Here is a 13568-nt window from a genome sequence, read left to right on the forward strand (position 1 = left end):
GGATGCATGAAGACACTCGTCCTGGGCGCCGGCATCATCGGCATCAGCACCGCCTGGCATCTCGCCGAGCGCGGCCATGAAGTCATCGTGGTGGACCGCCAGCGCGACGCGGCGCTGGAGACCAGCTTCGCGAACGCGGCCCAGATCTCCGTCAGCTACTGCGAGCCGTGGGCGAACCGGCATGCGCCGGCAAAGCTCGTCAAGTGGATGTTCCGCAACGACGCGCCGCTGCTGTTCCGTCCGCAGCTCGACTGGCAGCAATGGCGCTGGGGCCTGCAGTTCCTGGCGCAGTGCAACGACGCGGCCTTCGAGCGCAACGTGCAGCAGCTGGTCGCCCTGGGCGCATACAGCCATGCCGCGCTGAAGGACGTGGTGGCGGCCACCGGCATTGACTACAACCGCCTCGAGCGCGGCATCGCCCACTTCTACACGGACCCGAAGGCCTTCGACGATGGCGCCGTCGCAGCCGAAGTGATGCAGAAGTACGGCGTGGACCGCAAGGTCGTGAGCCGCGAGGAGCTGTTCGCGATCGAGCCCGCCTTCCGCAACTTCGACAACATCGTGGGTGGCACCTACACCGCCAGCGACGAGAGCGGCGATGCGCGCGTGTTCACGCAGAAGCTGGCGCAGCTGTGCGCGGCACGCGGCGTGCGCTTCCTGTTCGGCCACGACGTGGAGCGCCTGGAAACCGCCGGCGGCGCGATCGCGGCCGTGCGCGTGCGCGACCGCGCCACCGGCCTCGTGCAACGCCTCGTTGCCGACGACGTCGTCGTGGCCTGCGGCTCCTACTCGGCGCCGCTGCTGCGCCAGGTGGGGGTGGACCTGCCGATCTATCCGGGCAAGGGCTACAGCGCGACCTTCAAGCTGAAGAAGCCGGCGGACGCGCCCTTCGTGAGCACGATCGACGACGAAGTGAAGGTGGCGATGAGCCGGCTCGGCGACGAGCTGCGGGTGGCGGGGACGATCGAGGTCTCCGGCTACGACGCGACGCTGGATTCGCAGCTCGCGCAGGACCGCTGCCGCATGCTGGCGCAGCGCATCGAGAAGGTGCTGCCGGGCGTGTGCGACACGCGGCTGCCGGAAGAAGGCGGCGACCCGAAGTTCTGGACCGGCCTGCGTCCCGCGACGCCGACGAACATCCCGTACATCGGCCGCACGCGCGTCGGCGGCCTGTGGGTGAACGCCGGCCACGGCACGCTGGGCTGGACGCACGGCGCCGGCTCCGGCAAGGCGATGGCGGAACTGATCTCCGGGCGGGTGCCGCGGATGGAGTTCGGGTTCTACGGGTTCGAGCGGCCGGAAGGGCGGCGGTTCGAGGAGGCGTGGGCGGGGCGGTGAGCGGCGTAATGCTGGGGTGCGCTTCGCGCAACCCAGCCTACACGCGCGCTATCCGTAGGCTGGGTTTCGCGCCAGCGAACCCCAGCTGACCCACCCTCCGTCACCATCACCCGTTCAACATCTCCCACACCTTCGGCGCCGTCAATGGCATCTGCACCAGCGGCGCCTTGTCCGCGTGCCCCGCGCGCGCCAGCGCATCCGCCACCGCATTCACCACGCTCGGCGCCGCGCCGATGGTCCCGAGCTCGCCCACGCCTTTCACCCCCAGCGGGTTGTTCTTGCAAGGCACGGTCTCGTTCATCTCCGTCACGAACTCGCAGGCCACCACGTCCGCGCGCGGCGCCGCGTAGTCCATGAGCGTGCCGGTCACCGGCTGGCCGCTGTCCGGGTCGTAGACCATGTGTTCCATCAGCGCCTGGCCGATGCCTTGCACGGCGCCGCCATCGAGCTGGCCGCGCACGATCATCGGGTTCACCACGCGGCCGATGTCGTTCACGCTCGAATAACGCACCACCTGCACGGCGCCCGTCAGCGGATCGATCTCGACCTCGCTCACATGGCAGCCGTTCGGCCAGCTCGGGCCCGCGACGGCGCTCGTGTGCTCCGTGAAGATGTGGCCGCCCGGCTGCTTCGCGGCGACGTCGAAGAGGCTGATGCCGACGTCCGTGCCTTTCACCGTGAAGCGGCCGGCCGCATAGTCCAGGTCCGCCGGTGATGCTTCGAGCGACTGCGCCGCCAGCTCGCGTGCCGTCGCGAGCGTCTTCTCCGCGCCGAGGAACAGCGCCGAGCCGCCGGTGAACAGCGAACGCGAGCCCGCGCTGCCGAACCCGTCGCCGCGGTCCGTGTCGCCCAGCACCACGCGCACCTTGTCGATGGGCACGCCGAACACGTCCACCACGAGCTGCGCCAGCGTCGTCGCGATGCCCTGCCCCATCTGGTTGACGGCGGAGAACACCTCGATCATGCCGTCGGCCTTCACGTCGACGGTGATGCGCTCCTCGAAGGAGTTGCCGCTGGTCCACTCCAGGAAGGTGGAGATGCCCAGGCCGCGCAGCTTGCCGTTCGCCTTGCTCTGCGCGTAACGGCCCTCGAAGCCGCTCCAGTCCGCGAGGTCCAGCCCTTCGTCCATGATCTTCTCGAACGCGCCCACGTCGTAGACCTGCCCGAGCGGGTTCGTGTACGGCATCTGCTCGGGCCGCACGAAGTTGCGCCGGCGCAGCGCGATGCGGTCGATGCCGGTCTGCCGCGCCGCCTCGTCCATCAGGCGCTCCATGATGAAGATCGCCTCCGGCCGGCCCGCGCCGCGATAGGCCGCGGTCGACGCCGTGTTGGTCATCACGCAGCGGATGTGGAAGTCGATCAGCGGCACGTCGTAGACGCTGGTCTGCACCCAGGGGCCCACCACCATCGGGATCACCATGCCGGTGGCCGTCGCGTACGCGCCGACGTTCGCCAGCGTACGCAGGCGCAGCGCGAGGATGCGGCCGTCGGCCGCGAGCGCGAGCTCCGCCTGGGCGCGCTGGTCGCGGCCGTGGAAGGAGGAGAGGAATTCCTCGCTGCGGTCGGCGATCCACTTCACCGGGCGCTTCAGCGTCCAGGCGGCCCACGAGACGGCCGCGTCTTCGGGATAGATGCCGGTCTTCATGCCGAAACCGCCGCCGACGTCGCCGACGGTCACGCGCACCTTCTCGGGACCGATGCCGAGCACGTCGGTGCCGAGCGAGTTGCGCACGCCCGAAGGCATCTGGCTGCTCATGCGCAGCGTGAGGCGGCCGTCCTCCGCCACCCAGGCGAGCACGGAACGCGGTTCGATGGACACCGCCGCGACGCGCTGGTTGGCGATCTCCAGCTGCACGACGTGCGCGGCCTGCCCGAAGGCCGCCGCGGTCTTCTGCGCGTCGCCGAGGCGCATTTCCGCCGCGACGTTGTCGGGCGCTTCGGGGCACAGCACCGGCGCACCGGGCGATGTGGCGGCTTCGAGGTCCACCACATGCGGCAGCTCCTCGTATTCCACCCACACGGCTTCGGCGGCGTCACGCGCCTGTTGCAGGGTTTCCGCGATGACCAATGCGACGGGCTCGCCCACGTAGCGCACACGCTCGTGCGCGAGCGCACGACGCGGCGCGGTGGCGACCGGCGAGCCGTCGCCGCGGCGGAACGCGGGGTTCGTCGGGATGGGCTGCACGCCGGCCTGCACGAGCTCCGCGCCCGTGACCACTTTCAGCACGCCGGTCGCGGCTTCGGCATTGGCCTTGTCGATGGCGACGATGCGCGCGTGCGGATAGGGGGAGCGCACGAACACGGCGCGCAACTGGCCGGCAGGCGCCAGGTCGTCCGTGTACTGGCCGATGCCTTTCAGCAGGCCGTCGTCTTCGATGCGCTTGACGGCCCGGCCGCTGCCGAAGCGCGTGGGGGAATCCAGGGTGTCGGTGCTCATGGTGGCCGCAATATCGCCGATTTCCGGCGCGCGTGCAGCCCCCCGTGCGGGCGCTCAGCGCGCCGCCGGCCCGTCGCCCACGATCTTCGTCGCCGTCCAGCGCAGCAGGTCGATCCACATCTGCCGCATCTCCGCGTCCAGCGGCGTGCGCAATGCATTCGAAAGTTCGATGGTCACCACCGGCACGCCCTTGTGCACGCCGCCGTAGTTGCCGAGCGAGCCCGGGAAGATGCCGACCTGGTCCAGGTACAGCCGGCCCAGGCGGGACGGCGGCACGGACGGCCCGTCGAAATCGAGCACGCCGTACGGCGCGTGGATCGACACGATCAGGTGCGGCTTGAACTTCTGCATCTGCTCGTGCAGGAAGCGGGTCTCGGGCTCCGACAGGGGCTTGGGGCCGGGCCAGCGGCGGGGGTCCTTGCCGGTGCGCTGTTGCCAGTACACCGGCGCATCTTTCTCCCAGTTGGGCGTGGGGAAGTTGCGGTTGAGGTCGACGCCGTTCGCGTTCGTCCGCTTCGGGGGGCGCATCAGCATCCCGTCCGGGTTGAGCACCGGCAGGAAGCGCCAGTGCACCGGCTGCGGCATGTCCACCTGCTCGTCGGCGGCGAGGCGGATCCAGTGCAGCGCCACCGAGGCGGCCGACAACTCGTCGCCGTGCATCGCGCCGATCACCAGCACGCGTAGCTTGCCGGTCGCACTGCCCACGTCACGCATGTACAGGGGCTGGCCCTGCACCGAGCGCGCGCCGCTCTCCGCCAGCTTCGTGGCTTCGCACAAGGGACGCGTCACGTTCGGCAGCTTGCCCACGAAACGCTCGCAGGGCCCCGGTGCCGTGGCCTGCGCACTGCCAGCGAGCGCCAGCAGCGCCGCCCACCACCATCTCTTCACGCTCCGCCTCTCCTCGTTCAGTGCAGCAGGCGCTCCGGCAGCGCCAGGAAGTTGAGGACCATGCCGTCGAAATCGTCCGGCGCCTCGAGGTTCTGCAGGTGCCCGACGCCCTTCATCTCGATGTAGGTGCTGCCGGCGATGCCCTGCGCCATCTTCTTCATCACCTCCGGCGGCGCATTGCGGTCATGCTCGCCCGCGATCAGCAGCGTGGGGACGTGGATGTCGGCGAGGCTGCGGCGGCGGTCGAAGGTGACGATGCATTCCAGCGCGCGCCGGTAGGTGGCGGCGGGCACCTGGCTCATGCAGATGGTGGCGAGGCGCACGCCTTCCGGCAAGGAGCCCGGGCCCACCATTTGGGGGACAAGCGTCTGCGCGAGTTCGGCCATGCTCTTGCCGGCGTCGAGCGGCGCCGTGCGCTGCGCGATGAACGCGCGCTGCGCCTCGCCATCGGGGTCGCCGAAGGCGGGCAAGGTGCCGCACAGGATCAGGCGGCTCACGAGGTCCGGCCGGCGCGCCACCACCTCCTGCGCCACCATGCCGCCCATGCTGTGCCCCAGCAGGATCACCTGCGGGCACTTCAGCGACTCGATCAGCTGGATGCAGCTCTGGGCCAGCCCCTTGAACGTGTAGGGCTCGATCGGGGCGCTGTGGCCGTAGCCCGGCATGTCCCAGGCGACGGCGCGGTAGCCCGAGGTCGCGAAAGTCTCGACCTGCGGTGCGAAGGCGAGGTGGCCGCCGCCGATGCCGTGCAGCATCAGCACGGTGGGGCCGCCACCCAGGGTGGTGAAGTTGGGGGTGGAGGTCATGCGGGACGCTTTCCCGCCCCGACCGGTTCGACGGATTCCTGCAGCATGTCGGGCGCGCCTTTCGGTTGTGGTCCATACTACATGAAATTTCATGCAATCCGCCTCCCCATGAACCCGCCGCGCCAGGCCGTGCCGCCGAGCTTTTCGTCCCAGGAATTCCGGGCGGCGCTGGGCATGTTCGCCACGGGCGTCACCATCGTCACCGCGCGCAGCGCCGACGGCCAGGTGATCGGCCTGACGGCCAACTCCTTCAATTCCGTTTCCCTCTCGCCGCCGCTGGTGCTGTGGAGCCTCGCGCGCGCCGCCGCATCGCTGGCCGTGTTCAGCGCCGGCTCGCACTACGCCATCAACGTGCTGGCCGCGGACCAGAAGCCGCTGGCGGAGCGCTTCGCGAGCCGCGTCGCCGACCGCTGGAGCGGCGTCGTGTTCGACACCGGCGCGGGCGGCGCGCCGCTGCTGCACGGCGCGGCCGCCACGTTCGAGTGCTTCAACCGCAGCCGCTACGAGGAAGGCGACCACGTCATCTTCGTCGGCGAGGTGGAGCGCTGCACGCACCGCACCGGCGCGTCGCCGCTGCTGTTCCATGGCGGCCGCTACTACACGGAGCATCCGCTGTGAGCGGGGCGCGGTTCGTCGACGGCTACCTGGGCTCGCTGCTCGGACAGGCGAACCATGCCCTGTACAAGGACTTCGACAGCCACGTGCGCGCCGCGGGCCTGAGCTCGATCGAGTGGCGCGTGCTCGCCACCCTGCAGGACGGGCCGCCACTCACGGTCAGCCAGCTCGCGCACGACGTGCTGTCCAAGCAGCCCACCGTGACCAAGCTGGTCCAGCGCATGGCCGAACAAGGCTGGGTGACGCTGCTCGCGGACCCGGCGGACCAGCGCCGCACGCTGGTGGCAGCGACGGGCGCCGGCCGCAAGCTGGTACGGCCGCTCCTGGAAAAGGCCCGGGCGCGCGAGTCCGAGATGCTCCGCACGCTGGGCGCGTCCGAACAGGCTGCGCTGAGGAAGCTGCTCGCGAAGCTGGCCGGGCGTCCGGCCTGAAGCACGCGTTAGAACCTTCGTTCCGTTGCGGCGAACACATGTTGGCGTCGCTACCATCGCGCGATGGTCCAGCGCAAAGAACACCTCGACGGGCTCGCCGTCGGCCTCCTCATCGCCTGCTGCGCCTTCTGGGGCTTCCAGCAGATCCTGATCAAGAGCATCGTCAGCGAAGTGCCGCCGCTGTGGCAGGCCGCCATCCGCTTCGTCGGCGCGACGGTGCTGCTCTGGGCCTGGTGCGCGTGGCGGGGCGTGAAGCTGTTCGAGCGGGACGGCACGCTGCGCGCGGGCCTGCTGGCCGGCGCGCTGTTCGCGGCGGAGTTCACCTGCATCTACCTCGGGCTGCGCGACACGGCGGCTTCGCGCCTCACCGTCTTCCTCTACACCTCGCCGTTCGTGGTGGCGCTGCTGCTGCCGCGCTTCGTGCCGTCGGAGAAGCTGCGGCCCGCGCAATGGGTCGGCCTGGTGATCGCGTTCGCGGCCGTGGCGCTCGCCTTCAGCGAAGGCTTCATGGGCCACAGCACGCCGCGCCAGCTGCGCGGCGACGCGCTCGCGCTCGCGGCCGGCACGCTGTGGGGGCTCACGACGCTGGTGATCCGCAGCTCGAAGATGGCGACCGCGAGCGCGGAGAAGACGCTGTTCTACCAGGTGGCCGTGACGGCCGCCGTGGCGCCGCTGCTGTCGCTGGGGTGGGGCGAGTCGTGGTCCTTCCACTATTCCGGCTACGCCTGGCTGTCGATCGCGCTGCAGACGGTGATCGGCGCCTTCGCGAGCTACCTCGCCTGGATGTGGATGCTGCGGCACTACCCGGCCACGCAGCTGTCCTCCTTCACCTTCCTCGCGCCGCTGTTCGCGCTGGTGTTCGGCGTGGTGCTGCTGGGAGAACACCTCACGCTGCAGCTGCTGGTGGCGCTCGCGGCCGTGGCGGCGGGCATCGTTCTGGTGAACCGCAAGAAGGCCGTGCGCGCGGCCTGAAGCTTCAGCGCACGAAGCCGGAGTCCAGGTCCCAGGCCCAGCGCAGCATCGCGTCCCACAGCAAGGTGTTCTGGTTGCCCTGGCGCGCGGTGCGCTCGTACTGCGCGGCGGCGCGCTCGGCAACCTCGGGCCGCGGTTGCACCAGCGGCGCGCCGCTCGCCTGCGCGGCCACCTGCACTTCGCAGGCGCGCTGCAGCATGTAGTGCTCGGCGAAGGCATCGCCGATGCCGGGCCCGCACACCAGCAGGCCGTGGTTGCGCAGGATCATCACGTTGCGGTCACCAAGGTCCGCGGCGAGCCGTGCGCACTCCTCGCGGTCCAGCGTGATGCCTTCGAAGTCGTGGTACGCGATGCGGCCCGTATAGAACGTGGAATTGAAGCTGAGGGGCAGCAGGCCGTCGCGCTGGCAGGACACGACCTGCCCCGCCGTCGTGTGCGTGTGCACGACGCACTGCGCGTCCGGCCTCGCGGCGTGCACCGCGGCGTGCACGATGAAGCCAGCGGGGTTCACGTCCCACGGGCTGGGCTCCACCTTGCGCCCTTCCAGGTCGATCTTCACCAGCTGCGCCGCCGTGATCTCGCGGTACATCAGGCCGAAGGGATTGATCAGGAAGTTCTCCGTACCAGGCACGCGCACCGTGAGGTGGTTGTAGATCAGCTCGTGCCAGCCCAGGTGCGCGAAGAGGCGGTAGGCCGCGGCGAGCTCGCAGCGCACCTGCCACTCGGCGGGCCCCATGCCGGCAGGGCGGCGCTGCTGGAAGGCATCGTGCAGCGCGGTCATGCGATGCCGACCTGGTGCGGCTTCGGCACGGCCACCGGCGATGCGAAGGTGCGGCGGAAGTGGGGCAGCGCCGCGTCGGGGGCGATCAGGCTCTGGTGCAGGGAGCGCGAGATGTTCGCGCCGTCGATCAGTTCGTGGTCCCAGGCGACCACGTACCAGCAGTTCTTCAGGAACATCGGGTTCTCCAGCAGGTGCCCGCCGTCGAAGGCGGATCGACAATGCTAGGAATGCCTTGCCCCCCGATCAATGCGGCTCGCTGGCCGCTGTGTTCCGGATCCTGAACAATGAACTGGGACGACTTCGACGCCTTCTGCCTGGTGGTGGACCACGGCGGCTTCACCGCCGCGGCACGCGCGCTGGACCGGCCGAAGTCCAGCCTCAGCGCGTCCGTGGCGCGGCTCGAGACCGAGCTCGGCACGCGCCTGCTGGAACGCACCACGCGGCAGCTGCGCCTGACGGACGCGGGCGAATCGCTGTACCGCGACATCTCGCGGCCGCTGGCCCAACTCCGCGAGCGCGCGGTGGAGGCGCTGGCGCAAGGCACGACCGTGCAAGGCACCTTGCGCGTGGCGGCACCTTACGAGTTCGGCGCGCACCACCTCGCGGCAGTCGCCTGCCGCGTCATGCAGGACCACCCGCAACTGCGCGTCCACCTCGACGTGGAGCATGCGCGCGTGGCGCTGTTCGAGCGGCACTACGACCTGGTGTTCTCGACGATGGAGCACAACGCGGCGCCGGCGACGGTGGTGACGCGGCGCGTCTACTCGCTGGAGCGGGGGCTGTTCGCGGCGCCGCCGTTGCTGGCGGGACGGGAGACGCTGGCGCAACCGGAGGAACTGGAAGGCTTGCCCTTGCTGGCGGGAGGCGAGGACCAGCGGTGGTCGTTCCGCGACGCAGGCGGGACGGTCGCGGAAGTGGAGATGCGCAACCCGCGCATGCGCAGCGGGAATGCGGAGGTGCGGCTGAAGGCGGCGATCGCGGGGATCGGGGTGGTGCGGGTGACGTCGACGTTCGCGGCGGCGGCGGTGGCGCAGGGTTTGCTCGTGCCGCTGCTGGCGGAGTGGACGCCCGAGCCCTTGAAGATCCACGCGCTGTTGCCGGGGAAGCATGTGCCGGCGAAGGTGCGGGTGTTCCTGGAGTTGCTGGAACAGGAGGCTTCCGGCGCGTTGTGACGCCGATCGGTGGGGTTCGCTGGCGCTCACCGTCCGCGGATTCGCCGCGCCACCCTACAGGGATTGCGATGCCGGTTTTTTCGACCGTGAAGCGCGCGCCGGTTTGTAGGGTGGCGGCGCGCCAGCGCCGGAAGGTGAACGAACGTGAACCCCACCCATCCGCTCACGCCCGCAAACGCCGCTCCGCAAACGCCACGTACCACTCCAGGCACCCGGGATTCGCCATCGCGTCCCGGTTCACCACCTTCTCGATCGGCTGCCCCAGCAGCAGCTTCTTGATCGGCAGCTCCTGCTTCTTCCCCGACAGCGTGCGCGGGATCTCGGGCACCTGCAGGATCTCGTCCGGCACGAAGCGCGGGCTGAGGGCCGTGCGGATCGCGCCCGAGAGCTTCGCCTTCATCGCCGCGTCCAGCGCGACGCCCGGCCGCAGCACCACGAACAGCGGCATGTAGCTCTCGCGTCCGAGGTACTCCAGGTCCACCACCATCGAGTCCAGCACCTCCGGCAAGGCCTCCACGGCGCTGTACAACTCGCTCGTGCCCATGCGCAGGCCATGGCGATTGATGGTCGCGTCGCTGCGGCCGTAGATGATGCAGCCGCCTTCGGGCGCGATCTTCAGCCAGTCGCCGTGGCGCCAGACGCCGGGGTACATGTCGAAGTAGCTGGAGAGGTAGCGGTGGTTGCCCTCGTCGTTCCAGAAATAGATCGGCATCGAGGGGATCGGCTTCGTGCACACCAGCTCGCCCACCTCGCCGATCACCGGCTGCCCCTGCTCGTTCCAGGCCTCCACCGAGCAACCGAGCTCGCGGCATTGCATCTGCCCCGGCACCTGCGGCAGCTCGCGGTTGCCGCCGATGAAGGCGCCCGCGAAGTCGGTGCCGCCGGAGATGTTGCACCACCAGATGTCCGGCGTGCCCAGCTTCCCGAACTGCGCGGTGCCCCAGCGCTGCACTTCTTCGGACAGCGGCGAGCCGGTGGTGCCCAGCGCACGCACCGTCTTCAAGCCCGGGTAGCGCGAGAGGTCGAGGCCCGCCTTCATGCAATTCGCGAAGAACGCCGCTCCGGCGCCGAAGAAGGTGACGCCCAGGTCCGACGCGAAGCGCCAGAGCACGCTCCAGTCCGGGTTCTCCTTGCTGCCGCCCGGGTTGCCGTCGTAGATGCAGCAGGTCGTGCCGGAAAGCAGCCCGGCCACCTGCGCGTTCCACATCACCCAGCCCGTGGAGCTGTACCAGTGGTAGCGCTCGCCCCAGCTGTTCGGGTCGTAGCTGCAGCCCACGTCGTTGTGCAGGCCGCCCGCACCCAGCATCACCAGCACGATGCCGCCGTGGCCATGCACGATGGGCTTGGGCAGGCCGGTCGTACCGCTCGAATAGACGATCCACAGCGGGTGGTCGAAGGGCAGCCACAGCGGCTCGAACGCGTCGACTTCCGGGCCCTTCGCCGCGACGGCGTCGGCGAAGTCCGTGGACTCCGGCAGCGCCTGGGTCGCCGCGCCGAGATTGCGGTGGACCAGCAAATGCGTCACCGAAGGCAGCGCCGCCTTCAGCTCCGCGACGACGGCGCTGCGGTCGAAGTCCTTGCCGCCGTAGCGTACGCCATCGCAGGCGATCAGCATCTTCGGCGCGATCTGCTTGAAGCGGTCCAGCACCGCGTGCGTGCCCATGTCCGGCGCGCAGACGCTCCACACGCCGCCGAGGCTCACGACGGCGAGGAAGGCGACCATCGTCTCCGGGATGTTGGGCAGGTAGGCCGCCACGCGGTCGCCGGGCTGCAGTCCCTGCGCCTTCAGGTGGAGCGCGAGCGACGCGACCTGCCGCCGCAGCTCCGGCCAGGAGAGTTCGCGGTGCTCGCCCTTCTCGTTGCGCGCGACGATCGCCGGGAAACCCGCCGCATGCGCCGGCTGCACGTGGCGGAACACCTGCCGCGCGTAGTTGAACTGCGCGCCCTCGAACCAGCGTGCGCCGGGCATCTTTTCTTCGGCGAGCACCTGCCGGTGCGGCGTGGGCGACTCCAGCCGGTAGTAGTCCCACACGCTCTGCCAGAACGCCGGCAGGTCGCGCACCGACCACTCCCACAGCGCCTGGTAGTCCCCGAAAGCGAGCCCGCGCTCACGCCGGAGCCACTCCTGGTAACGACGGATCTGGGGAACGTACGGTGCTGCACTCATGCAGGCCAGACTAGCATCGGCCCAGCTGCAGCCCAACGGAGGTTTTCCCATGCCACGGAAGTTCGTCGACCTGTCCATCTACCTCGAGAACGACGTCGTCTCCGACCCGCCCGCGTTCGCGCCGAAGATCCAGTACTTCACCCACGAGAACACCTTCTCGCAGATCGAGCCGTTCTTCCCCGGGCTGCAGAAAGGCGACCTGCCGGATGGCGAAGGGTGGGCCGTGGAGATGGTGCAGCTGTCCACGCACAACGGCACGCACCTCGACGCGCCCTACCACTTCCACTCGACCATGAACAGGAAGCTGGGCGAGAACGAGCGGTCGATCGCCATCGACGAAGTGCCGCTGGAGTGGTGCTTCCAGCCCGGGGTGAAGCTCGATTTCCGGCACCTGCCGGACGGGTACGTGGTGCGCGCGGAGGACGTGGAAGCGGAGCTGAAGCGCATCGGCCACGTGCTGGAGCCGCTGGAGATCGTGGTGGTGAACACGCGGGCGGGCTCGCGCTATGGCCAGAACGATTACGTCTCTTCCGGCTGCGGCATGGGCTACGAAGCGACGATGTACCTGCTGGAGCGGGGCGTGCGCCTGACGGGCACGGACGCGTGGAGCTGGGACGCGCCGTTCGTGCACACCGCGAAGAAGTACGGCGAAAGCCAGGACGCGTCGCTGATCTGGGAAGGGCACAAGGCCGGGCGCGACATCGGCTACTGCCACCTGGAGAAGCTGCACAACCTGGAGGCGCTGCCGGCGGACGGGTTCTACATCAGCTGCTTCCCGCACAAGATCCGCGGGGCGTCGGCGGGGTGGACGCGGGCGGTGGCGATCTTCGACGAGAAGTTGTTTGGGTGAGGCCGATCGGTGGGGTTCGCTGGCGCTCACCGTCGGCGGCTGGCGCCGCCCCACCCTACCTGCGGCATTCGCCGCCCGCCGCCCCACAATGGCGGCATTCGCCGCCGGGCACCCCGATGCCGACATTCGCCGCCGGGCGCCCCGATGCCGGCATTCGGCGCCCGGCACCCGATGCCGGCATTCGCCGCCCGGCGCCCCGATGCCGGCATTCGCCGCCCGGCGCCCCGATGCCGGCATTCGCCGCCCGGCGCCCCGATGCCGGCATTCGCCGCCCGGCGCCCCGATGCCGGCATTCGGCGCCCGGCACCCGATGCCGGCATTCGCCGCCCGGCACCCGATGCCGGCATTCGCCGCCCGGCGCCGCGATGGCGGCGTTCGCCGCCTTGTAGGGTGGCCCGGCGACAGCCGGGGCAGGTGAGCGCCAGCGAACCCCACCGATCGACGTTGGCTTGCAATTTCGCACAGGCGTGCTAATCTGCCCGCCATGGACGCCCGGACCCAGAAAAGCGAACTGACGCGCGCCGCCATCGTCGGCGCCGCGCTCGACCTCGCCGCGGCCGAAGGGCTCGAGTCCATCTCCCTGCAGGTCGTCGCCGACCGCATCGGCCTCTCCAAGAGCGGCGTCTTCTCGCGCGTCGGTTCGCGCGAGGCGCTGCAGATGGCCGTGATCGAGGAGTTCGGCCGCCGCTTCCTGGCGGAAGTCTTCGTCCCCGCCATGCAACGGCCCAAGGGCCTGCCGCGCCTGGACGAGATCGTGCGCCGCTGGATCCGCCGCACCCGCGACGTCGAAGGGCAAACGGGCTGCATCTTCACCGCCGGCGCCTTCGAACTCGACGACCGCGAAGGCCCGCTGCGCGACTTCCTGCTCGGGGAGGTCACCCGCTGGCGCGCCGCGCTGCGCCGCACGGTGCTGCAGGCCATCGAAGCCGGCCACCTGAAGCCCGAGACCGACCCCGAACAGCTCGTCGCCGAGATCTACAGCCTCGCCATGGGGCAGCTGCACGACATCCGCTTCCTGCGCGATCCCCGCGCCACCGAGCGCGCCCAGGCTTCCTGGGAGCGGCTGGTGAAGAGCTACCAGGCCTGACCCGCACGCACACCCGACCCGTCG

General features: G+C 69.9%; 13 protein-coding genes. 7 read left to right on the forward strand and 6 right to left on the reverse strand.

Going from position 1 to position 13568, the window contains the following annotated elements; translation table 11 throughout:
- The first annotated feature begins 6 nt into the window (after nucleotides 1-6).
- Nucleotides 7-1338 carry a D-amino acid dehydrogenase gene (locus H8N03_RS06230; RefSeq protein WP_187075297.1) on the forward strand — a complete coding sequence of 444 codons (1332 nt, stop codon included), beginning with the start codon at nucleotides 7-9 and terminating at the stop codon, nucleotides 1336-1338.
- Between the two features lie 106 nt (nucleotides 1339-1444).
- Here H8N03_RS06230 and H8N03_RS06235 read toward each other — a convergent pair whose 3' ends face one another.
- From H8N03_RS06235 to H8N03_RS06245, 3 genes are read right to left on the reverse strand one after another with little or no spacing between them, the layout of a single operon-like run.
- Nucleotides 1445-3775, reverse strand: a complete 2331-nt coding sequence (locus tag H8N03_RS06235) for a xanthine dehydrogenase family protein molybdopterin-binding subunit (protein WP_187075298.1) — start codon at nucleotides 3773-3775, stop codon at nucleotides 1445-1447.
- Between the two features lie 54 nt (nucleotides 3776-3829).
- Nucleotides 3830-4663 carry a M14 family zinc carboxypeptidase gene (locus H8N03_RS06240; RefSeq protein WP_354005085.1) on the reverse strand — a complete coding sequence of 278 codons (834 nt, stop codon included), beginning with the start codon at nucleotides 4661-4663 and terminating at the stop codon, nucleotides 3830-3832.
- Between the two features lie 17 nt (nucleotides 4664-4680).
- Nucleotides 4681-5469 carry an alpha/beta fold hydrolase gene (locus H8N03_RS06245; RefSeq protein ID WP_187075299.1) on the reverse strand — a complete coding sequence of 263 codons (789 nt, stop codon included), beginning with the start codon at nucleotides 5467-5469 and terminating at the stop codon, nucleotides 4681-4683.
- Between the two features lie 108 nt (nucleotides 5470-5577).
- On the opposite strand from H8N03_RS06245, the gene H8N03_RS06250 reads away from it, so the two are divergent.
- The 3 genes from H8N03_RS06250 (at nucleotide 5578) to H8N03_RS06260 (ending at nucleotide 7487) form a co-directional block, all read left to right on the forward strand.
- Entirely contained in the window at nucleotides 5578-6087 is a 510-nt protein-coding gene (locus H8N03_RS06250; protein ID WP_187075300.1) for a flavin reductase family protein, read from the forward strand.
- Nucleotides 6084-6515: a MarR family winged helix-turn-helix transcriptional regulator gene (locus H8N03_RS06255; RefSeq protein WP_187075301.1), complete on the forward strand. Its 432-nt coding sequence runs from the start codon at nucleotides 6084-6086 to the stop codon at nucleotides 6513-6515. Before H8N03_RS06250 ends, H8N03_RS06255 begins: the two co-directional genes overlap by 4 nt.
- A gap of 63 nt (nucleotides 6516-6578) precedes the next feature.
- A complete protein-coding gene (locus tag H8N03_RS06260; protein WP_187075302.1) occupies nucleotides 6579-7487 on the forward strand; it encodes a DMT family transporter in 909 nt (302 codons plus the stop codon).
- Nucleotides 7488-7491: 4 nt separating this feature from the next.
- Here H8N03_RS06260 and H8N03_RS06265 read toward each other — a convergent pair whose 3' ends face one another.
- Together H8N03_RS06265 and H8N03_RS06270 are read right to left on the reverse strand one after the other, a co-directional pair.
- The gene (locus H8N03_RS06265; protein ID WP_187075303.1) at nucleotides 7492-8268 is read right to left on the reverse strand and encodes a class II aldolase/adducin family protein; all 777 of its coding nucleotides are present in this window, start codon (nucleotides 8266-8268) and stop codon (nucleotides 7492-7494) included.
- Nucleotides 8265-8444: a Rieske (2Fe-2S) protein gene (locus H8N03_RS06270; protein ID WP_187075304.1), complete on the reverse strand. Its 180-nt coding sequence runs from the start codon at nucleotides 8442-8444 to the stop codon at nucleotides 8265-8267. Before H8N03_RS06270 ends, H8N03_RS06265 begins: the two co-directional genes overlap by 4 nt.
- A 108-nt stretch (nucleotides 8445-8552) precedes the next feature.
- On the opposite strand from H8N03_RS06270, the gene H8N03_RS06275 reads away from it, so the two are divergent.
- Entirely contained in the window at nucleotides 8553-9440 is an 888-nt protein-coding gene (locus tag H8N03_RS06275) for a LysR family transcriptional regulator (protein WP_187075305.1), read from the forward strand.
- Between the two features lie 163 nt (nucleotides 9441-9603).
- Here the strand turns inward: H8N03_RS06275 and H8N03_RS06280 are convergent, their stop codons facing one another.
- Entirely contained in the window at nucleotides 9604-11607 is a 2004-nt protein-coding gene (locus H8N03_RS06280) for an acetoacetate--CoA ligase (RefSeq protein WP_187075306.1), read from the reverse strand.
- Nucleotides 11608-11656: 49 nt separating this feature from the next.
- Between H8N03_RS06280 and H8N03_RS06285 the strand changes: the two genes are divergently transcribed.
- Together H8N03_RS06285 and H8N03_RS06290 are read left to right on the forward strand one after the other, a co-directional pair.
- A complete protein-coding gene (locus tag H8N03_RS06285; protein WP_187075307.1) occupies nucleotides 11657-12457 on the forward strand; it encodes a cyclase family protein in 801 nt (266 codons plus the stop codon).
- Nucleotides 12458-12941: 484 nt separating this feature from the next.
- Nucleotides 12942-13544, forward strand: a complete 603-nt coding sequence (locus H8N03_RS06290; RefSeq protein WP_187075308.1) for a TetR/AcrR family transcriptional regulator — start codon at nucleotides 12942-12944, stop codon at nucleotides 13542-13544.
- Nucleotides 13545-13568: the final 24 nt, after the last annotated feature.

It is taken from the genome of Ramlibacter cellulosilyticus (assembly GCF_014297465.1).
Classification (GTDB): Bacteria; Pseudomonadota; Gammaproteobacteria; order Burkholderiales; family Burkholderiaceae_C; genus Ramlibacter; species Ramlibacter cellulosilyticus.

Excerpts from the sequence above, each read along its gene's own strand:
- H8N03_RS06285 (WP_187075307.1), top strand. The coding sequence starts at position 11,657 with ATGCCACGGAAGTTCGTCGACCTGTCCATCTACCTCGAGAACGACGTC.
- H8N03_RS06270 (WP_187075304.1), bottom strand. The coding sequence starts at position 8,444 with ATGTTCCTGAAGAACTGCTGGTACGTGGTCGCCTGGGACCACGAACTG.
- H8N03_RS06275 (WP_187075305.1), top strand. The coding sequence starts at position 8,553 with ATGAACTGGGACGACTTCGACGCCTTCTGCCTGGTGGTGGACCACGGC.
- H8N03_RS06265 (WP_187075303.1), bottom strand. The coding sequence starts at position 8,268 with ATGACCGCGCTGCACGATGCCTTCCAGCAGCGCCGCCCTGCCGGCATG.
- H8N03_RS06260 (WP_187075302.1), top strand. The coding sequence starts at position 6,579 with ATGGTCCAGCGCAAAGAACACCTCGACGGGCTCGCCGTCGGCCTCCTC.
- H8N03_RS06235 (WP_187075298.1), bottom strand. The coding sequence starts at position 3,775 with ATGAGCACCGACACCCTGGATTCCCCCACGCGCTTCGGCAGCGGCCGG.
- H8N03_RS06280 (WP_187075306.1), bottom strand. The coding sequence starts at position 11,607 with ATGAGTGCAGCACCGTACGTTCCCCAGATCCGTCGTTACCAGGAGTGG.
- H8N03_RS06245 (WP_187075299.1), bottom strand. The coding sequence starts at position 5,469 with ATGACCTCCACCCCCAACTTCACCACCCTGGGTGGCGGCCCCACCGTG.
- H8N03_RS06230 (WP_187075297.1), top strand. The coding sequence starts at position 7 with ATGAAGACACTCGTCCTGGGCGCCGGCATCATCGGCATCAGCACCGCC.
- H8N03_RS06290 (WP_187075308.1), top strand. The coding sequence starts at position 12,942 with ATGGACGCCCGGACCCAGAAAAGCGAACTGACGCGCGCCGCCATCGTC.
- H8N03_RS06250 (WP_187075300.1), top strand. The coding sequence starts at position 5,578 with ATGAACCCGCCGCGCCAGGCCGTGCCGCCGAGCTTTTCGTCCCAGGAA.